The organism is Planosporangium flavigriseum, assembly GCF_011947225.1.
Taxonomy (GTDB): Bacteria; Actinomycetota; Actinomycetes; order Mycobacteriales; family Micromonosporaceae; genus Planosporangium; species Planosporangium flavigriseum.
On the sequence record NZ_JAATVW010000030.1, the window covers coordinates 1 to 19,360 of the forward strand.

17 protein-coding genes and 1 pseudogene are annotated in these 19,360 nt (G+C 69.8%); 2 read left to right on the top strand and 16 right to left on the bottom strand.

Annotation, left to right across the window (positions count from 1 at the left end):
• A partial coding sequence (locus tag HC028_RS25325; RefSeq protein WP_203981559.1) for a hypothetical protein occupies positions 1–337 on the top strand: 337 nt, incomplete at its 5' end.
• Here HC028_RS25325 and HC028_RS25330 read toward each other — a convergent pair.
• From HC028_RS25330 to HC028_RS25380, 11 genes and pseudogenes are all read right to left on the bottom strand, one after another.
• Positions 307–2,142 (bottom strand): anthranilate synthase family protein, encoded by a 1,836-nt coding sequence (locus tag HC028_RS25330; RefSeq protein WP_239075700.1) that lies wholly within the window; start codon positions 2,140–2,142, stop codon positions 307–309. The two genes, HC028_RS25325 and HC028_RS25330, sit on opposite strands and share 31 nt — an antisense overlap.
• 167 nt (positions 2,143–2,309) lie before the next feature.
• Positions 2,310–3,773 (bottom strand): ribosome biogenesis GTPase Der, encoded by a 1,464-nt coding sequence (gene der, locus HC028_RS25335; protein ID WP_168079949.1) that lies wholly within the window; start codon positions 3,771–3,773, stop codon positions 2,310–2,312.
• A 2-nt stretch (positions 3,774–3,775) separates the two neighbouring features.
• Positions 3,776–4,444: a (d)CMP kinase gene (gene cmk / locus HC028_RS25340; RefSeq protein ID WP_239075699.1), complete on the bottom strand. Its 669-nt coding sequence runs from the start codon at positions 4,442–4,444 to the stop codon at positions 3,776–3,778.
• A 71-nt stretch (positions 4,445–4,515) separates the two neighbouring features.
• Positions 4,516–5,256 carry a pseudouridine synthase gene (locus HC028_RS25345; RefSeq protein WP_168079950.1) on the bottom strand — a complete coding sequence of 247 codons (741 nt, stop codon included), beginning with the start codon at positions 5,254–5,256 and terminating at the stop codon, positions 4,516–4,518.
• Positions 5,243–6,052 (bottom strand): SMC-Scp complex subunit ScpB, encoded by an 810-nt coding sequence (scpB, locus tag HC028_RS25350; RefSeq protein ID WP_168079951.1) that lies wholly within the window; start codon positions 6,050–6,052, stop codon positions 5,243–5,245. Before scpB ends, HC028_RS25345 begins: the two co-directional genes overlap by 14 nt.
• On the bottom strand, positions 6,049–6,984 hold the full coding sequence (locus HC028_RS25355) for a segregation and condensation protein A (RefSeq protein WP_239075698.1): 936 nt from the start codon (positions 6,982–6,984) through the stop codon (positions 6,049–6,051). The genes scpB and HC028_RS25355 overlap by 4 nt, the downstream gene beginning before the upstream one ends.
• Positions 6,985–7,062: 78 nt before the next feature.
• Positions 7,063–8,004, bottom strand: coding sequence for a ParA family protein (locus tag HC028_RS25360; RefSeq protein ID WP_168079952.1), 942 nt, complete (start codon positions 8,002–8,004; stop codon positions 7,063–7,065).
• Between the two features lie 228 nt (positions 8,005–8,232).
• Positions 8,233–9,201 (bottom strand): site-specific tyrosine recombinase XerD, encoded by a 969-nt coding sequence (locus tag HC028_RS25365; protein ID WP_168079982.1) that lies wholly within the window; start codon positions 9,199–9,201, stop codon positions 8,233–8,235.
• Positions 9,198–10,313, bottom strand: coding sequence for an alanine dehydrogenase (gene ald / locus HC028_RS25370; protein WP_168079953.1), 1,116 nt, complete (start codon positions 10,311–10,313; stop codon positions 9,198–9,200). Before ald ends, HC028_RS25365 begins: the two co-directional genes overlap by 4 nt.
• A 143-nt stretch (positions 10,314–10,456) precedes the next feature.
• The gene (locus tag HC028_RS25375) at positions 10,457–11,095 is read right to left on the bottom strand and encodes an NUDIX domain-containing protein (RefSeq protein WP_168079954.1); all 639 of its coding nucleotides are present in this window, start codon (positions 11,093–11,095) and stop codon (positions 10,457–10,459) included.
• Between the two features lie 98 nt (positions 11,096–11,193).
• Positions 11,194–12,936, bottom strand: a pseudogene (locus HC028_RS25380) (CTP synthase); the annotation flags it as partial.
• A 254-nt stretch (positions 12,937–13,190) separates the two neighbouring features.
• Between HC028_RS25380 and HC028_RS25385 the strand changes: the two are divergent.
• Positions 13,191–14,321: a hypothetical protein gene (locus HC028_RS25385; RefSeq protein WP_203981558.1), complete on the top strand. Its 1,131-nt coding sequence runs from the start codon at positions 13,191–13,193 to the stop codon at positions 14,319–14,321.
• A gap of 22 nt (positions 14,322–14,343) precedes the next feature.
• Here HC028_RS25385 and HC028_RS25390 read toward each other — a convergent pair whose 3' ends face one another.
• The 5 genes from HC028_RS25390 to HC028_RS25410 form a co-directional block, all read right to left on the bottom strand.
• Positions 14,344–15,567 (bottom strand): cytochrome P450 family protein, encoded by a 1,224-nt coding sequence (locus tag HC028_RS25390; protein WP_168079956.1) that lies wholly within the window; start codon positions 15,565–15,567, stop codon positions 14,344–14,346.
• Positions 15,564–15,884, bottom strand: a complete 321-nt coding sequence (locus HC028_RS25395) for a putative quinol monooxygenase (RefSeq protein WP_168079957.1) — start codon at positions 15,882–15,884, stop codon at positions 15,564–15,566. Before HC028_RS25395 ends, HC028_RS25390 begins: the two co-directional genes overlap by 4 nt.
• Positions 15,881–18,163, bottom strand: coding sequence for an FAD-dependent monooxygenase (locus tag HC028_RS25400; protein WP_168079958.1), 2,283 nt, complete (start codon positions 18,161–18,163; stop codon positions 15,881–15,883). The genes HC028_RS25395 and HC028_RS25400 overlap by 4 nt, the downstream gene beginning before the upstream one ends.
• Before the next feature lie 58 nt (positions 18,164–18,221).
• Positions 18,222–18,887: a TcmI family type II polyketide cyclase gene (locus HC028_RS25405; RefSeq protein WP_168079959.1), complete on the bottom strand. Its 666-nt coding sequence runs from the start codon at positions 18,885–18,887 to the stop codon at positions 18,222–18,224.
• A gap of 97 nt (positions 18,888–18,984) precedes the next feature.
• Complete coding sequence (locus HC028_RS25410) at positions 18,985–19,305, bottom strand: TcmI family type II polyketide cyclase (RefSeq protein WP_168079960.1); 321 nt, start codon at positions 19,303–19,305, stop codon at positions 18,985–18,987.
• Between the last annotated feature and the right edge of the window lie 55 nt (positions 19,306–19,360).

The following is a 19,360-nucleotide window of genomic DNA, read 5'->3' on the forward strand; positions in this document are numbered from 1 at the left end:
CGTCACCGTCTGCTACTACGGCGGCAAGGACCGAATCCAGGCCTCGGCCAAGGTCACCGGCGACAGCGCCGACCGGCTAAACAAATTGATCGAGACAGCCCCGGCCGGCCGTAACCCGGTCCGCCCACCCCAGAGCTGCGACGCGAGCACCGACACGCCCCATCCGGACGCGGTCCTCCTGACCGGCAACCGCACCGTCCGCGTCCGGTTCAGCACGTGCACCGGCCGCGGCATGGACGACGGCGCCAGGACCGCTCAGACGACCCGCAGCATCGTCCAGGCGATCATGGCGCCGATCCACACCGGCTACAGCGTCAGCGGCGACCTACCCGCATAAAGCAACGGTGCCACCAGCTCGCGCAGCAGGTCGATCCCGTGCTCGGTCAGCACCGACTCCGGGTGGAACTGGACGCCCGCGAACGTCGGGCCGCGCAGCGCGTGGACCTCTCCGGAGTGCTGGTCCCGGCTCACCTCAACGCCCTCGAAAGCCGAGGAGCAGACGGCCGTGTACGTCGAATAGAAACCCACCCGCTCCGCCCGGCCGAAGAAGTCGATCTCGCGCTGCATGCCCTGATAGGGGCTGTCCTTGCGGTGCAGCGGTAGGCCGAGGGCGCCCGCCAGCACCTGATGGCCGAGGCAGATCGCCAGCATCGGCTGCCGCGCTGCCAGCAGATCGCGCACGAGCCGGTCCAACGCAAAAATCTTGGGATCGGCGAGATCACCCGGATCTCCCGGCCCCGGTCCGACCACGACCAGGTCAAACCCCTCACGATCAAAATCTTCACGGTACGAGCGGAGCGTCACCCCGAACCCCAGCGCGCGCAGTTGGTGGGCGAGCATGCCGGTGAACGTGTCCTCGGCGTCCACGACGAGCACCCGACGGCCGTCGAAGACCGGCGAAGCGACCCGTTCCTCAAGCCAAAATGAAGCCAGCGTGTCGTTGCGGCGCGCCAGCCCCGCCTGTACCTGATCATCAGCAACCAGGACGGCAGGAGCCGAAGCATCGCCACTCCCCCGCAGCCCGAGCGCGGCCATGACCCCGGCGGCCTTGGCATAGGTCTCGGCGACCTCGTGCTCCGGTGTCGAGTGCCGGACCAGCGTCGCCCCGACCGGCACCCGCAGCTCACCCTCGGCGGAAAAGACCGCGGTACGGATCAGGATCGGTGCGTCGAGCGTCTGCCTACCGAGAGTGTCCCGGCCGATCAGAGCGAGAACTCCGCCGTAGTACCCACGCCCACGCTGCTCGTGGCGGGCCACCACCCGGCATGCGTTCTCGATCGGGCTGCCGACGACGGTCGGCGCGAACATCGTCTCCCGCAGCACCTCACGCGCGTCCTTCGAGCCGCGCCCGACCAGCAGGTACTCGGTGTGCGTCAAGTGGGCCATCTGCTTGAGGTACGGACCGACGACCTGGCCACCCCGATCCGCGACGGTCGCCATCATTTTGAGCTCCTCGTCGAGCACCATGTACAACTCGTCGGTCTCCTTGCGGTCGGCGAGAAACGCCAGGAGCTCGTCACGGTCCGGACCGCCCGCGGGGTGGCGGTAGGTGCCGCTGATCGGGTTCATCATGACCAGGCCGTCGTCGACGCTGACGTGCCGTTCGGGGGTGGCACCGACGAACGTCAGCGAACCGGTGTGCACCAGGAAGGTCCAGTACGCTCCGCGCTCGTCGCGCAGCAATCGGGCGAACGCGGCCAGGGCGGCGGCAAGCGGGTCTCCGTCGACGGACGCCTCGAAGACCCGGTGGATGACGAAGTTGGAGCCCTCGCCGCGGCCGATCTCGTCTCGGAGCACGTCTTCGACGATCCGCGCATACGAAGCGTCATCCACGTCGAAGGCACCGCCACGGACCCGCGGCGGCGAAGACGGCAGCCCCGCCAGCACCTCGTCGACCGGCGCCTCGGCATAACCGCCGATCGGCAGGTACAGCAGCGCAGCGCCGTCGTCGACGGCCTCGAAGCCGCGCTCGCGCACCTGCCGATAAGGCACAAGCGCGAGGACGTCCGGACCGGCCGAAGCGTCGTCGCGCAGGGGCAGTTCGGCGAGGGACGAGGCCGTCTCGACCGTACCCGTCAGGATCTCGACATGGTCGCGGCCCTCGCGACGCAGCAGCGCGAACGGGCCCTCGGGGATCTCCACTGGGTTTCCTCTCGGTCTGGCCGCCTGCACGAGGCGGAAAGACCGCGGAAACGCCGACGGCCGCCTCGAAAGGCGGCCGCGGATGGTCAGGTCACGCGCGGGTAAGGATGGCCGCCGGTCAGGCGGGCCACCAGAAGTTCAAACGCGCGGACATGATCAACAGTGTATCAGCCCCGGCTGCGCCCGTTCTTCTTCCGGGGACGTACCGACACGTGGATCGGCGAACCGGCGAAGTCGAACTCCTCGCGCAGCTTGCGCTCCACGAAGCGCACGTAGCCGGGATCGAGCGGCCCGGTGGTGAACAGCACGAATCGCGGCGGACACGTGCCCGCCTGGGTGGCGAACAGGATGCGGGGCGCCCGACCACCGCGTACCGGGTGCGGGGTGGCCTGTACGAGCGCGGTGAGGAACTGGTTGAGCCGGCCGGTCGGCACCCGCCGAGACCAGTTCTCCAGCGCCGTCCGAAGGGCCGGGGCGAGCTTGTCGACCGCCCGGCCGGTCATGGCCGACACGTTGAGGCGCAGCGCCCACGGCACGCGCCGCAGGTCCCGCTCGATCTCGCGGGACAGCTGGTGCCGGCGGTCCTCGTCGACGAGGTCCCACTTGTTGAACGCGATGATCAGCGCCCGGCCGGCCTCGGCGACCATGGTGATGATGCGCTGGTCCTGCTCGCTGATCGGCTCGTGGGCGTCCAGCAGCACGATGGCCACCTCGGCCGCCTCGATCGCGGCGGCGGTGCGCAGGCTGGCGTAGTACTCGGTACCGCTGGCAAAACCGACGCGCTTGCGCAGGCCCGCGGTGTCGACGAAGTTCCAGACCTCGCCACCGACGCTGACCAGGCTGTCGACCGGGTCGACCGTGGTGCCGGCGATCGCGTCAACGACCGCCCGCTCCTCCTTGGCAAGCCGGTTCAGCAGGCTGGACTTGCCGACGTTGGGGCGGCCCACGAGCGCGACGCGGTGGGGGCCGCGCGGCCGGGCCACGCCGGTGGGCTCCTCGGGTATCGCGGCGAGGACGGCGTCGAGCAGGTCACCCGAGCCGCGTCCGTGCAGCGCCGACACCGGGTGCGGCTCGCCGAGGCCCAGCGACCACAGGTGGGCGGACTCGGCCTCCTGCCGGGCGTTGTCGACCTTGTTGGCTACGAGTACCACCGGCTTGCCGCCGCGGCGCAGCATGCGCACGGCCGCCTCGTCGTCGTCGGTCGCGCCGACCCTCGCGTCGACCACGAACAGCACCACGTCGGCCGTCAGCACGGCGGCCTCGGCCTGGGCGGCGATCGCCTTGGCCCGGTCGCGCGCGTCGCGCTCCCAGCCGCCGGTGTCGACGATCGTGAACTTGCGCCCGGACCACAGCGCGTCGTAGGCGACCCGGTCGCGGGTCACGCCGGGTACGTCCTCGACGACCGCCTGCCGGCGGCCGATGATCCGGTTGACCAGGGTGGACTTGCCGACGTTCGGCCGTCCGACGACCGCCACGACCGGCACCGGCCCCTCGTCGACCTCTTCGATGTCGCCCTCGGCGGCCTCGGCCTCCTCGAAGTCGGCTTCGTCGAACTCCTGGAAGTCCGCTTCGTCAAAGTCTTCCTCGTGGAAGTCGACCTGATCCAGCTCGGTCCGGTCCGATTCGTTCATAGTCACTGTCGCGTCGCCCCGTCCACCAGTGCCTTCAAATGCGCCACGACTTCGTCGATACCCAGCTCGGTGCTGTCGAGCACCACCGCGTCGTCGGCCTGGCGCAGGGGATCAGCCGCCCGACTGGAGTCGAACGTGTCGCGGCGGGCCAGATCCGCCACGGTCGCCGCGAGGTCGGCCGCGTTCTCGGCGCTGCGCCGGCGGCCCCGCTCATCCTCCGACGCGGTCAGGTACACCTTCAGGTCGGCGTCGGGCGCGACGACGGTGCCGATATCACGGCCCTCAACGATGATGCGCGGCTCGGCGGCGATGATCTGGCGCTGCTGGGCGACCAGCCGCGCGCGGACGGCGGGTACCGCCGCGACCGGCGACACGGCCGCGGTCACCTCAGGCCCGCGGATCGGACCGTCGACCGGGGTGTCGTCCACGCTGATGTGCGGATCCCGCGGATCGGTGTTGATGGTGAGGACCACGTTGTCGGCGATCTTGGCGACCGCTTCGGCATCGGCCGGGTCGATCCCGTCCCGCAGGACCGCCCAGGTCACCGCCCGGTACATCGCCCCGGTATCCAGGTAGCGCGCGTCCAGCGCGACGGCGAGACGACGCGAGACGGTGGACTTGCCGGACCCCGAGGGCCCGTCCACGGCCACCACGCAACGCTGTTCGCTCACTCTGCCTGCCTCCGATGCGCTTCCACGACCCCCTCAATAATGCCGGGCGTTACCTCACGGCTTCCCGCCGGCTACCCTTCCACGGCCTTGAACAGGGCGGCGACCTCCGCATTGGTCAACCGGCGGGTACGTCCGGGCTTGAGATCGCCGAGCCGGATCGGCCCGATCGCGGTACGGATGAGGCGGTTGACCGGGTGGCCGACCTCCTCGAACATGCGCCGGACGATGTGCTTGCGGCCCTCGTGAATGACGACCTCGACCAGGGCGGTGCGCTGGTGGGCGTCCACCAGCTTGAACTGATCGACCCGGGCTGGCCCGTCCTCCAGCTCCACGCCGGCCAGCAACTGACGCCCGACCGCGCGCGGCACCGGGCCCGCCACCTCGGCACGGTAGGTCTTGGCCACCTCGTACGAGGGGTGCATGAGCCGGTGCGCGAGGGTGCCGTCGTTGGTGAGCAGCAGCAGCCCCTCACTGTCGGCGTCCAGCCGACCGACGTGGTAGACCCGCTGGTCGACGTTGCCGACGTAGTCGGCGAGGGCCTCCCGGCCACGCTCGTCGGCCATCGTCGACACCACGCCGCGCGGCTTGTTCATGGCGATGTACACGAGCTTCTGGTTCGTGACCACCCGCTCGCCGTCGACGTGGATCGCGTCGGTCTCGGGGTCGGCCTTGTCCCCCAAGGTCGCGCGCTTGCCGTTGACGGTGACCCGACCGGCCGCGATCAGCTCCTCGGAGGCCCGGCGCGAGCCGACCCCGGCAGCGGCGAGGACCTTTTGCAACCGTTGGGTGTTCTCTGACTCAACCCTGGGCATTTGCTATCTCATCCACATCATCGGGTAGGAACGGGGCCAGCGGCGGCAACTCGTCGATGCTGTTGATGCCCAGTTTTTCCATGAACAGTGCTGTTGTGCGATACAGGAAGGCACCGCTTTCGGGCTCGCTGCCGCAGTCCTCGACCAGGCCGCGGGCCAGCAGGGTACGCACGACGCCGTCGCAGTTGACGCCACGGATCACCGAGATCCGGGACCGGGTGACGGGCTGCTTGTACGCGATGACGGCGAGGGTTTCCAGTGCCGCCTGCGTCAGTCGTACCTGCTGCCCGTCGAGGACGAAGCGCTCCACGTACGCGGCGTAGTCGGCCCGGGTGTACAACCGCCAGCCACCCGCGGCGCGCCGCAGCTCGAACCCACGACGCTGTTCGGTGTACTCGCCGACGAGGTCGACGAGTACGGCCAGGATGCGGTCGGTGGGCTGGTCGAGCACCTCCGCGAGGGTCATCTCGGACACCGGCTCGTCGATGACCAGGAGGATCGCCTCGACCGCGCCGCGCAGCTCAACCGGGTCCTCGAAGCGGATCGCAGCGGGCGGTTCAGGCTCAGCGGCCGGCTCAGGCTCAGGCTCAGCGGCCGGCTCAGGCTCAGCGGCCGGCTCAGGCTCGGCCTCTGCAACCGGTTCAGCCTCCGCCGCAGGCTCAGCCTCGACCGACTCGACCTCGGCAACGGGCTCAGGATCAGATACCGGAGCGGGCGCGGGCGGACGTTCCCACGGCGGAATCCACGTCGCCGCCTGGTCCGCGAGCGACCGGGCAGCCGCGTCATCGCCGCTCACTGCGCCTCCTCCTCAACACTCTTAGTCTCGTCCTCGCCGTACTCGTCGATGTCGAGACCACCGCCGGCGTCGTCCCTGCCGGTCCACCGCACGTTCAGCTCGCCGAGCGCCTGCACCTGGTCGAAGCCGACCAGGCCTTCCCGGTACAGCTCCAGTAGCGCCAGGAACCGCGCCACGACCTCCAGGGTGCTGTCACAGTCGACGCACAGCGTACGGAAGGAGGCCACACGGAGCCGAATCAGCTGCTCACGGATCTTTTCAGCGTGCTCACGAACGCTGACGCGCACCATGTGGATGTGCTCGATCGACACCACCGGCGGCACCTTGGGGGCGAACGCCTTCATCGCGAGCGCGGCGAGGCGCTCCGGCCCGATGCCCAGGACCATGTCGGGCAGCGCCTCGGCGTAGCGCGGTTCGAGCTGGACCTGGCGGGGCCACCGGCGGGACGCGACCGCCTCCATCCCGGAGATCGCGGCGGCGGCCTCCTTGAACGCCTTGTACTGCAGGAGCCGCGCGAACAGCAGGTCGCGCGCCTCCAGCAGGGCCAGATCCTCCTCGTCCTCGACCGCGGCCGCGGGTAGCAGCCGGGCCGCCTTCAGGTCGAGGAGCGTCGCCGCGATGACGAGGAACTCGCTGGCCTCGTCGAGGTCCCAGTCGTCGCCCATGGCGCGGATGTACGCGATGAACTCGTCGGTGACCTGATGCAGCGCTACCTCGGTGACGTCGAGCTTGTGCTTGCCGATGAGCTGCAGCAGCAGGTCGAACGGGCCGGTGAAGTTGGCCAGCCGGACGGTGAAGCCGGCCGGGGCGTCGTCAGCAGCCGGGGTGCCGTCGACACCCGCGGCAGCCTCGTCGACGAGCCCGGACGCCCCGTCAACAGGCGCCGGCACCTCATCGACAGGCACGGTCGTCTCGTCGACAGGCGCGGTCACCCGAAGACCGTAGCTCACGACCCCATGCTCACCGGCGAGGCACCGATGAAATAGGACGAAATCACAGGCGCGGCGGCCTTACCTGTCGTCCCGCTCGGCCTGCGCCGCGATGACCTCCCGGGCGAGTTGCCGGTAGTTGCGCGCACCGGACGAGGCCGGGTCGAGCGTGGTGATCGGGGTGCCGGCCACGGTGGACTCCGGGAACTTCACGGTCTTGGTGACCACCGTCTGGTACACCTTGTCGCCGAACGCCTCGACCACCCGCTGGAGCACCTGGCGGCAGTGGGTCGTCCGGCTGTCGTACATCGTGGCGAGAATGCCCTCGAGGTCGAGGTCGAAGTTGAGCCGTTCGCGCACCTTGTCGATGGTGTCCAGCAGCAACGCCACCCCGCGGAGGCTGAAGAACTCGCACTCGAGCGGGATCAGCACCCCGTGGGCGACGGTCAGCGCGTTGATCGCAAGCAGGCCCAGCGACGGCTGGCAGTCGATGAGGATGAAGTCGTAGTCGCGCAGCACCGGCCGGAGCGCCCGCGCGAGGGCCATCTCCCGGGCCACCTCGTTGACGAGCTGGATCTCGGCGGCGGAGAGGTCGATGTTGGCCGGCAGCAGGTGCAGACCGGCCACGTCGGTCTTGATGCGGATGTCCTCGATGCCGACCTCGGGGTCCATCAGCAGGTTGTAGACCGACAGCTCCAGCTCATGCGGGTTGACGCCGAGCCCGACCGAGAGCGCGCCCTGCGGGTCGAAGTCGACCAGCAGCACCCGCCGGCCGTACTCGGCGAGAGCCGCGCCCAGGTTGATCGTGGTGGTCGTCTTGCCGACGCCGCCCTTCTGGTTGGCCATCGCGATGATGCGCGCCGGGCCGTGCCGGTCGATCGGGAACGGATCCGGGATGGGCCGCCGCGTGGTGTACGCCGTCGGATCGGCGGGACCGAGATGCGCGCCGAGATCCATGGCGGACTGCTGCTCCGCCCGAAGCACAGAGGTCCACGCCTCTGCCTGCTGCTCGCCAATGCCCATCTACTTCCCGCCCCCTCCCGGTGGCACACACCCGCCGCCCGGGTCCGCACCGGTTCGCCGACTCCAGGCACGCGCGGAAATGGCCGTCGCCCGACTGTACGCCACGACCAACCTAAATCTCCTTACAGGACACGGCGTGTCGTTACCGCGACAAGCCAAATACTGCCTGTGAACGGCAGGTAGACAGCCGATCCCGCACGAACGATGTACCCGAAAAGGGGCAATATGTCAGCCACGAGCGCGTGGGTGGGCCGTCGCGTACACCTCGCGCAGCCGCTCCACCGTTACCAGCGTGTACACCTGCGTTGTCGTCACCGAGGCGTGCCCTAGCAGCTCCTGGACCACCCGGATGTCCGCGCCGCCGTCGAGCAGGTGGGTGGCGTAAGAGTGGCGCAGCGTGTGCGGCGACACCCCGCGGTCGCCGTCGACCGGCAGCCCGGCGGCGACAGCGGCCTGGCGCAGGATCGTCCACGCGCTCTGCCTGGACAGCCGTCCACCCCGGGCGTTCACGAACACCGCAGGGCTCCCCCGCCCGGCGGCGAGCAGCCCCGGCCGCGCCCGGACGAGGTAGGCCTCGAGGGCCTCGCGGGCGTACCCGCCGACCGGAACCAGGCGCTGCTTGCCACCCTTGCCGTGCAGCAGCACCGTGCCCTCGCGGAGGTCCAGGTCGTCGACGGCACAGCCGACGGCCTCCGAGATGCGCGCGCCGGTGGAGTAAAGAAACTCCAGCAGCGCCCGGTTACGCAGGGCTAGGGGTTCGTCGAGGCCGGCGCCGGCGGCGGCCAGCAACTGCTCGATCTGCGTGACATCGAGGGCCTTGGGCAGCCGCTTCGGCAGCGTCGGCGGCTTGACCTCCCGCGCCGGGTCATGCGTGGTCAACCCCTCCCGGACGGCGAACCGGTGCAGCCCACGGACCGCACTGGCGGCGCGCGCCGCGGACGCCGCCGACAGCGGCGGATGGTCGTCGCTACCGGTGCGCAGCGTGGCCAGGTGCCCGGCGATCTCCGAGGGCCCGACCGCGGCGAGGTCGGACACCCCCGCCGCGGTGAGCACCTCCAGGTAGCGATCAAGATCACGACGGTACGAGCTGAGCGTGTTCGCGGCCAGCCCCCGCTCGACCGTCAGGTGATCAAGATAGGTTCGCAGTACCCGCCGGAGAGCCGGTCCGGGTTCGTTGTTCGGCGCCGGGCTGTTCAGGCGAGCACCTCGGCGACCGGCAGGTGGCTCAAGCCGTGGACGTCGGCCACCGGGCCGTACGTGACCTGGCCGGCATGCGTGTTCAGCCCCGCTGCCAGGGCCGGGTCGACGCGCAGCGCGTCCCGCCAGCCGCGGTTGGCCAGCTCCACCGCGTACGGGAGGGTGACGTTCGTCAGCGCGTACGTGGAGGTGTGCGGCACCGCGCCGGGCATGTTGGCCACGCAGTAGAAGACCGAGTTGTGCACCTGGTACACCGGGTCGGCGTGCGTGGTGGGGCGCGAGTCCTCGAAGCAGCCGCCCTGGTCGATGGCGATGTCGACCAGCACGCTGCCCGGCTTCATCCGCTTGACCAGGTCGTTGGAGACCAGCATGGGCGCCTTCGCGCCCGGCACCAGAACCGCGCCGATGACCAGGTCAGCGTCGATCACGGCCTTCTCGATCTCGTACGCGTTCGACGCGACCGTCTGCAGGTGGCCCCGGTAGATGGCGTCCGCGGCGCGCAGCCGGGAGATGTTCTTGTCCAGCAGCAACACCTCGGCCTGCATGCCCAGGGCGATTGAAGCGGCGTTCATGCCGGAGACCCCGGCGCCGATGACGGCGACCTTCGCCGCGTAGACACCGGACACGCCGCCCATCAGGACGCCACGGCCACCGCCCTGGCGCATCAGGTGGTACGCGCCGACCTGCGGCGCGAGCCGGCCGGCGACCTCCGACATCGGCGCGAGCAGCGGCAGCGACCGGTCCGGCAGCTCGACGGTCTCGTACGCGATGCCGGTGACGCCGCGGTCCAGCAGCGCGCGGGTGCAGTCAGCCGACGCGGCCAGGTGCAGGTACGTGAAGAGCACCTGCCCTTCCCGCATGCGGTGGTACTCCTCCGCGATCGGCTCCTTGACCTTGAGGACCAGCTCGGCGGTCCCCCACACGTCGTCGGCGTCCGCGAGGATGGTCGCGCCGGCAGCGCGGTACTCCTCGTCGGTGATGGACGACCCCAGCCCCGCTCCGGACTCGACGAAGACGTCGTGACCGTTTCGAACGAACTCGTTCACGCCCGACGGCGTTATCGCTACGCGGTACTCGTGGTTCTTGACCTCGCGCGGGATTCCGACCTTCACCGTGTGCGACCCCTCAATCGCTAGGTAGTGGCCCCGTTGCCACCTGCGAGGACGCGGAGCCTCGCCGACGGGAGTCTAGGTCTGAGATGCCGATGCGGCATGGATCACACTGGAAACCACTGGACCGCATGGTTAACAGCATGTCACCCAGGAGGCGCCACTTCCCTCCTCGGTAGCGGCGTGTCCACCGGACGGAGCGTCGACCAGCCGCAGTCCCGGGCGCGGGCCGCCGCCAGCAGGCCCACCAGGCACGCCGCGTTGACGATCTCGCCACGCAGCGCCATCGCCACCGCCTCGTCAAGGTCGACGCGGCGCACGATCATGCCGGCCTCCTCGTCCCGCCGCTCGTGGCGACGCTCGGACGGCACCGGGCTCAGGTCGCGGGCCAGGAACAGCCGGATGAGCTCGTTCGAGCAGCCCGGCGACGGGTACGCGTCGACCAGCACGTCGAGCCGGCCGGCGGTGAGGTCGGCCTCCTCCTCCAGCTCGCGCAGCGCGGCCCGGTCGAGCGCCTCGCCGTCGACGTCCATGATCCCGGCCGGCAGCTCCCACAGGTGCTGGCCGGCCGGGTGGCGGTACTGGCAGACCAGCACCACCCGGCCGTCCTCATCGAGCGCGACCACCCCGACCGAACCGATGTGGACCATGTAATCGCGCTTGGCGACGTTCCCGTCCGGCATCCGCACCTCGTCGGTGACGACGCGGAACATCGGGCCGGCGAAGTGCTCCGTACGCGAAACGACCTGGTACCGCTCGGTCTCGGCAGCCGCGCAGTCACTCATGACCGGACCGACGCCCGGGACGCTCCGTTGCGGGACGTGGCCGCCTTGGCCGCCTTCTTGGTGCGCTTCTTGGCGACCTCACCGTCGGCGACCTGCGCCGACGCGGCCTCGGCAGCGGCGGCCTCGGCGGCGGTCTCCTCGGCTGCGGTCTCCTCGGCTGCCTCGGGCAACGCGACCGGCAGCCGGTCGGCGTCGTTGTACTCGATGGCGGCGCCGATGAACGCGGCGAACAGCGGGTGCGCCTTGGTGGGCCGGCTCTTGAGCTCCGGGTGCGCCTGGGTGCCCACGAAGAACGGGTGCAGGTCGCGGTCGAGCTCGACGAACTCGACCAACCGCCCGTCCGGCGAGGTGCCCGACACGACCAGGCCGGCGTCGGCCATCGCGTCCCGGTAGGCATTGTTGACCTCGTAGCGGTGGCGGTGGCGCTCGGAGATCACGGTCTCGCCGTACGCCTCGGCCACGATCGAACCCGGCAACAGGTGCGCGTCGTACGCGCCGAGCCGCATCGTGCCGCCCAGGTCGCCCTTGCCGGCCACGATGTCCTCCTGGTCGGCCATGGTCGAGATCACCGGGTTGGGGGTGTTCTCGTCGAACTCCAGCGAGTTCGCGTCGGCGATACCGGCGGTGTGGCGCAGCGTCTCGATGGCCATGCACTGCAGGCCCAGGCACAGGCCGAGGGTCGGGATGCGGTTCTCCCGGGCGTACCGGATCGCGCCGAGCTTGCCCTCGATACCCCGTACGCCGAAGCCGCCGGGGACGAGCACGCCGTCGACGCCGGCGAGCTCCTTCGCGGCGCCGGCCGGGTCGGTGCAGTCGTCGCTGGGCACCCACCGGATGTCGACGCGGGCGCGGTGGGCGAAGCCGGCCGCGCGGACCGCCTCGGTGACCGACAGGTACGCGTCCGGCAGGTCGATGTACTTGCCGACGAGGGCGACGGTGACGGTCTGCCGCGGGTGGCGAACCCGGTCGAGCAGGTCGTCCCAGCGCTTCCAGTCGACGTCGCGGAACGACAGGTTGAGCCGGCGCACCACGTACGCGTCGAGCCCTTCGCGGTGCAGCACCTTCGGGATCTCGTAGATGCTCGGCGCGTCCGGCGCGCTGACGACGGCCTCGCGGTCGACGTCGCAGTACAGCGCGAGCTTCTCCTTGAGCTTCTGCGGGATCTCCCGGTCGGAGCGGCAGACGATCGCGTCCGGCTGAATACCGATGTTGCGCAGCTCGGCCACCGAGTGCTGGGTCGGCTTGGTCTTGAGCTCGCCGCTCGGGGCGAGGTACGGCACCAGCGACACGTGCAGGTAGAAGACGTTGTCCCGGCCGATGTCGTGGCGCACCTGCCGGATGGCCTCCAGGAACGGCAGCGACTCGATGTCGCCGACGGTGCCACCCACCTCGGTGATCACCACGTCCGGTTTGCGGCCGTCCGGACCGGGCTCGGCCATCGCCAGGATCCGGTCCTTGATCTCGTTGGTGATGTGCGGGATGACCTGGACGGTGTCGCCGAGGTACTCCCCGCGCCGCTCCTTGGCGATCACCGCCGAGTAGATCTGGCCGGTGGTGACGTTGGCCTTCTGCGACAGCTCACGGTCGAGGAAGCGCTCGTAGTGGCCGACGTCGAGGTCGGTCTCGGCCCCGTCCTCGGTGACGAACACCTCGCCGTGCTGGAACGGGTTCATCGTTCCGGGGTCGACGTTGAGGTACGGGTCGAGCTTCTGCATGACCACGCGGAGGCCGCGGGCAGTGAGCAGGTTACCCAGGCTCGAGGCGGTCAGCCCCTTGCCGAGAGAGGAGGCGACGCCCCCCGTGACGAAGATGTGCTTGGTCGTCCTAGCCGAAGGGGCCAAAGCCTGCTCCCGTGGTCGTTGCGAGGTCTCTCGTCTAACGGTGTGGGCAAGCGTGCGACGCCCGATCCACGGGACTCCACAGTAACACCAGCATCGAGGTGGATCGGCCGCGCCCGTCGGCGCGTCCAAGATCCACCCGTACGTGTGGCGCCGCTGAGCTGGATCGTCACCCCGTGCGGCCGCTCGGCGACGGAGAAAACTGTCCGATCTACCGACACCCGGCGGCGAAGTACCTTGGTGTGGAAGGTCACGGCATGGACGTATTCGTCGCAGTTCTCGTCGGCCTACTCGGCCTGATCATCGTCACCGTGACGATGGTGTCGGCCGCGCAGACCTTCGTGGTCCCCCGCGGCACGCCGATGCTCATCACCCGCTGGACCTTCCTCGGCATGCAGGCCATCTTCCACCTGCTCACCGGCCGCGCCCACGGCTACCGCAGCCGCGACCGGGTGATGGCCATGTTCGGCCCGTTCAGCCTGCTGGCCCTGCCCCTGGTCTGGCTGGCGCTGGTCGTCGTCGGCTTCGCCGCCATCTACTGGTCGCTCGGGGTACACCCCTGGCAGGACGCTCTGCTGGCGAGCGGGTCGTCGCTGTTCACGCTCGGTTTCCGGGGGCCCACCGGCGTCCTCACCGGCGTGATCGAGATGGTCGAGGCGGCCTTCGGGCTCGGCCTCGTCGCGCTGCTGATCAGTTATCTGCCGACGATCTACGCAACCTACTCGCGCCGCGAACTGCTGGTGACCGCGCTGGAGACCGAAGCCGGCGACCCACCCTCAGCGGCGGAGCTGCTGGACCGGCTGCTGCGCATCAAAGGCCTACCGCTGCTGGAGACGTACTGGGCCGACTGGACAAAGTGGTTCAACGAGATCGAGGAGACCCACGCCACCACACCCATGCTGGTGTTCTTCCGGTCCCCCTCGCCCGACCGCAGCTGGGTCACCGCAGCCGGCGCCGTCCTGGACTCCGCGGCCCTGGTCGTCTCCACCTTCGACCCGGAGGAGCACATCGGCCACTGCAACGCCGAGATCTGCCTCCGCGCCGGCTACCTCGCGCTGCGCCGCACCGGCGACTACTTCGCCATGCCCTACAAGGCCAATGCGCAGCCGGGCGACGGGATCGCGGTGAGCCGGCAGGAGTACGACGAGGTGTGCGATCGGCTGGTCGATGCCGGAGCCAAACTGCGAGACGACCGCGACGAGGCGTGGCGGGACTTCATCGGCTGGCGGGTCACCTACGAGTCGACCCTGCTGCGATTCGCGTCGCTGTGCATGGCGCCCACCGCGCCGTGGTCGAGCGACCGGCCCATCGAGTTCCACCGCCTGCCGATCACCAGGCACCGCGACCATCGCCTGATCCGCGATCGCCGAGAGTCTGGGGCGAGGTGACGCCCCAGACTCTCGGCGATCATCAGGAGAACTGAACCGGTAGCTCCAGCAGGCCCCGGAACGGCGACGCCGCCGGCAGCCGGCGCAGCTGCTCGACCGGCACCGCGAGCCGCGGGTCCGGCAATCGGCGCAGCAGTGCCCCGATGCCGATCTGAGCCTCCATCCTCGCCAGCGAGACCCCGAGGCAGTAGTGGACACCGTGACCGAAGCCGATGTGCGGGCCACGGTCGCGGCAGAGGTCCAGCCGGTCCGGGTCGGCGAAGTGCTCCGGGTCGTGGTTCGCCGAGTTGATCACCACGCCGACGATCGACCCGCGCGGGATGCGTACGCCCTGGTACTCGATGTCCTCGGTGGCGATCCTGGGGCTGGCCACCGGCAACGGGCCGTCGAACCGGAGAAGCTCCTCGATCGCCTGGGGCAGCAGATCCGGCTTGGCGCGCAGAAGTTCGAGCTGGTCAGGGTTGGTCAGCAGGGCCACCGTCGCATTGCCGAGGAAGTCCGCGGTGGTCTGGTGTCCCGCGAACAGCAGCAGGAACGTGGTGGTGACGAGTTCCGACTCGGCCAGCGTCCCGTCGTGGTCGCAGGCCTCGATCAGCGCGCTGATCATGTCGTCGGCGGGATTCCCGCGTTTGGCCTGCACGAGGTCGGCAAGGTAATGGTTCAGCCGTAGCTGGGCCTCCTGCACGGCCGCCCGCTCCTGCTCCGGAGGTCGACGGGACGACCCGGACGTCCTGATCACCTGGGTCCAGTCGAGGACCCGATCGTGGTCGGTCGCCGGGATCCCGAGCAGGTCGGAGATCACCATCATCGGTAGCGGGATCGCGAAGTCGCGCATCAGATCGGCCTGGCCCTGCGGGACGATCTTGTCGAGCAGGTCGTCCACGATCTCCGCCACGCGCGGCCGCAACGCCTCGATCCGGCGGGGCGCGAACGCCTGCGACACGACCCGGCGCAGCCTGGTGTGCTCCGGCGGGTCGGAGTTGAGCATGTTCTTGTTCAGCCCCTCCGAGTTCGGCCCGAAGATTCGCAGGTAGTGCTGGCCGGGGCCGTAGAGGTCCTTGGACAGCCGGGGGTCGGTCAGCGCGGCCTTGGCGTCGTCCAGCCTGGTGATCAGGTACTGGTCGAACCGCAGCGAGCTGACCGGGCACACCGGAGCGTCCGTCCGCAGGCGCGCGAAGGTGGGATAGGGATCGGCGACGAACTCGTCGGTGTAGAGCTCCGACGCGGGTACGGCGCGGTCGGTCATCTCGACTCCTCGGGCTCGCTCCGCACGCTGTGCAGGACCTGGTACGTGTGCCGTTGCGCGGACTCGCGCAGGTCACGGATCACCCGCATCAGATCGTCGCGGTGCCCGCTGTGGCCGAAGGCGTCCAGCCGCTCGCGGTCCGCCCAGTCGCTGATTATCAGGTAGCTGCGCGGGTCGTCGGCGTCGCGGACCAGGTCCTGGCGCAGGCAGCCGTCCAGCGTGCGGATCTTCTCCGCCGCCGACAGCCACTCCGATTCGAACCGTTGCTCGCAGCCCTCCCTGGCGCGCATCGCGAGCACCGTGCGGACCCTCGTCACTTCGCACCTCCGAACACCAGCTGAAGGTTCTTGCGCAGCGCGTCGGCGTCGAGTGGCTGGCTTCGGAAACCGACATGCCCGTCCGGGCGGATCAGGTACAGGGCGGTGCCGGTGACGCCGTAGGCGGCGCGGAACTCGCCCGCGGTGTCGCGTACAACGGGCGGGTTGAGCATCGCCGGCACGCTGGCGTCCGGGCTGGCCAACAGGTACGCGTCGAGCTCCCCGGACGCCAGCTCGCGGACCTCGGCGCACACCTTCTCCACCGCGGCCACCGCCGCCTCGTCGGCCGAGCCGTCCGCGTAGAGCAGCAGCGTGTGCCGCGTCCCGCAGGTCAGGTCACGCAGTCGCAGCGGATGTCCGACGCCCCGCCGGTGCAGGCCGCCAGCGTCGGGGGCGCGGTCGCCGGGCTTGGGGGCGTCGGCGGCCAGGGCATCGGGAGGGGAGACGGACTCGCCGACGAGCGGACTGTCCGAGTAGCTGAGCAGCATGGACATCTCCTGCAGGAACTGGCGCTTCAGGTCCTCGCGGTCCAGCTCGTCGGTGAAGGCCATCCGCACCGCACGCCCGACGATCTCCTCGCCTTCCGGGCGCCGTTCGGCCTCGTAGCTGTCGAGCAGCCCGGGCGCGGCGATTCCCCGTACTGCGAGGGCCAGCTTCCACGCCAGGTTCCAGGAATCCTGGATCCCGGTGTTCATGCCCTGGCCGCCCGCGGGTGGGTGCAGGTGCGCCGCGTCGCCGGCGACGAACACCCGGCCGTCGCGGTACCGGTCCACGATCCCGTGGCTGATCCGGAACACCGACGACCAGCGCAGGTTCGACGCGCGCGTGCCGGGCGGGGCCAGCTGGTCCAGCGCGGCCTGGACGTCGGCCAGGGTCGGTGCGGCGAGCTCCTCGCTGAACCCGGGCGGGGCCTCCGCCCCGCCGGTCTGCGCGAAGAACCTGGGCGGCGCCAGCGTCGCGATCCGGTACCGGGACTCACCGCGCAGCGGTACGCACACCAGCATGCCGTCCATCCGGCCGTCGGTGGAGTGCATGAACCGCAGCAGATGGCCCTCCGGCATGTCCCAGTCCACGTCCACGTCGCCGAGCATGAACAACTGCGGGAACCGGCCCAGCCCGCCAAGGAACGTCAATCCGAGCAGCTCGCGGACCTTGCTGTGCGCGCCGTCGCAGCCGACCAGGTACTTCGCGCGTACCGTCTCGCCGCCGCCGCCGGCCGCGCGCGCGAGCGTGGCCAGCACGCCGTCGTCGTCCTGGATGAACGTGACCAGCTCGACCCCTCGCTGCGGGCGCACGCCGAGCGTGGCCAGCCGCTCGGTGAGGATGCGCTCGGTCTCGTACTGGGGCAGGCCGAGGTGCGCGTACGGCAGCTCGGGCAGCTCCCAGCTCATCCGGTGGGTCTGGACACCGTTGACGAACACCATGTTGCCGGTCAGCCAGATCCCGGCATCCATGGCGTCCCGGACGATGCCCTGCTCCGCCCAGATCTCCATGGTGCGGCAGTGAATTCCGATCGCCTTGTCGGCCTGGCCGGGTGGGGTGGTCAGCTTCTCGATCACCCGGCACTCGATGCCGCGCCGGGCCAGCTCGACGGCGGCAGTCAGCCCGGTGGGCCCCGCGCCGACGATGAGTACATCCGTTGTCGTGTGCACGTCGATCTCCCTGCCCGTACTGGCTTCTCGTGTGGGATGGGTCGCGAGGTGGAAGAGGCGGCGCCGGAAGTCTGTGCGGAGGAAGGACGCGATCGGCCCGGCCTCCTCCTGCGCATGCGCCGGGTTGTCGATCCAGCGGAAGAACTCCGCTTCGCCGCGCCATTCGGCGAAGATGTGGAAGATGTCCGAACCGGGCTCGTGCAGCAGGTCCTCGCGCAGGTATCCAGGCACCCCGGCCATCCGTGCCTTGACCTCGGCGTATCCGCGTGTGAACGCCGCCAGCCTGGCGGCCGGCACGGTGACCGAGACCTCTACGAAGATCCCCGGTGCCTCGTCGCCCGGGTCGCGCATCACCCGGTAGCTGTCCGGTGCGGGTTCCTCGCACAGCGGACGAACGGCAGCGGCGAAGCGGGCGGCGACCGGCCCGATCTCGTAGTCGCGCAGTGCCGAGTCGTCGGCCCACTCGGTGACGACGACGAACGAGCGCCCGTCGCCCGCGTCGCGGAGCAGTTGCCGCAGGAGGTTGCCGGCCAGCTCGCCGATCTGCTCGGCGACCGCGCGCCACGCGGACTCCACGGCGTGTTCGCACCCCGGGCGCGCGCGTAGCCGGCGCATCGTCCTGATCACGGCGTCTCCTCGGCCGGCTGCCCGCTGAGACGACCGCATCCAGCGCCTCGACCCGTCATCAGTCCGAGGCCCGCCAGCGGTAGAACTCCTTGGCCACCGCGTCCTGGTGGCTCTGCCACTGCGGGCTGTAGTGGCCGACGAACGGGCTGAGGTCCGCCATGAGCTGGGCGAAGGCGGGCTTCTCGTGGCTTCGCGTCCGGGCCTCGACGGACGGCAGCGCGCTGTACTCCAACAGGTGCAGATAGACGTCGTCGAGCGAGTACAACCAACGCCCTCGGACGCCCATCTCGCCCGGCAGCGGCCCGGCGTCGGACTCGGCGAAGAGGCGTGCGATGTCCGGCTCGGCGCCGGGCCGGAGGCGCTGGACGATGACGGCTTCTTCCGTCACGGCCGATTCCGGCTCCGTGGCCGGAACCCAGCTGTAGAACTCCTTGGCGACGGAGTCGGACGGGACCTTCCAGTCCTTCGGGTACGGCGTCACGTACGGCGCTATCTCTTCGGCGATCTGCTGGAACGCGGGCAATCCCCGGGGTCGCTCCAGCGTCTTCGGATCCACGTTGCGCTCGATCACGTGGATGTACAGGTCGTCCAGTGACAGCAGGGTGCGCCCGATCACGCCGAAATCCTGCGGTCGCGTCGCCCTGTCGTAACGGCCGAAGACTTCGGCGACCTTGTCCTCACTGCCCGGGACGATGTGACAGACGATCACGCTTCGGAAAGTCATGGCTACTCCTTGGGTGGCTGCTCGCTACGGCTGGATCACGTTCCGTCGTGGTGCGTTGCTGAGCCTGCATTGACCGCTGATCCACGATGTGGATCCCTCACGGCTCCCAGCGATAGAACTCGGAAGCCATGGCGTCCGCGGGGCTGCGCCAGGTCGCGGGGTCATACGCCTCGATGTACGCCGCGAGCTCCGCATTGATCTGCTGGAACAGGGCGTCGTCCCGCACCCGCTCGACCGCCGGGCCTACCGGCCTGTCGGCCTCGATGAGATGCATGTAGAGATCGTGAAACCGGAACAGAGTGCGCGATCGGACACCGATGAGGTGGGGCAGCTCGGTGCGGTCGGAGCGGGCGAAGACGTCCGCGACGGCCTGCTCGGCATCGGGCTTCATCCGGGCGACGATCAGGGTTCGGTGCATCTGACTTCCTCTCATGCCCATCGCGATATCCCTGGGGCGCCGTCACGAAGGCCCC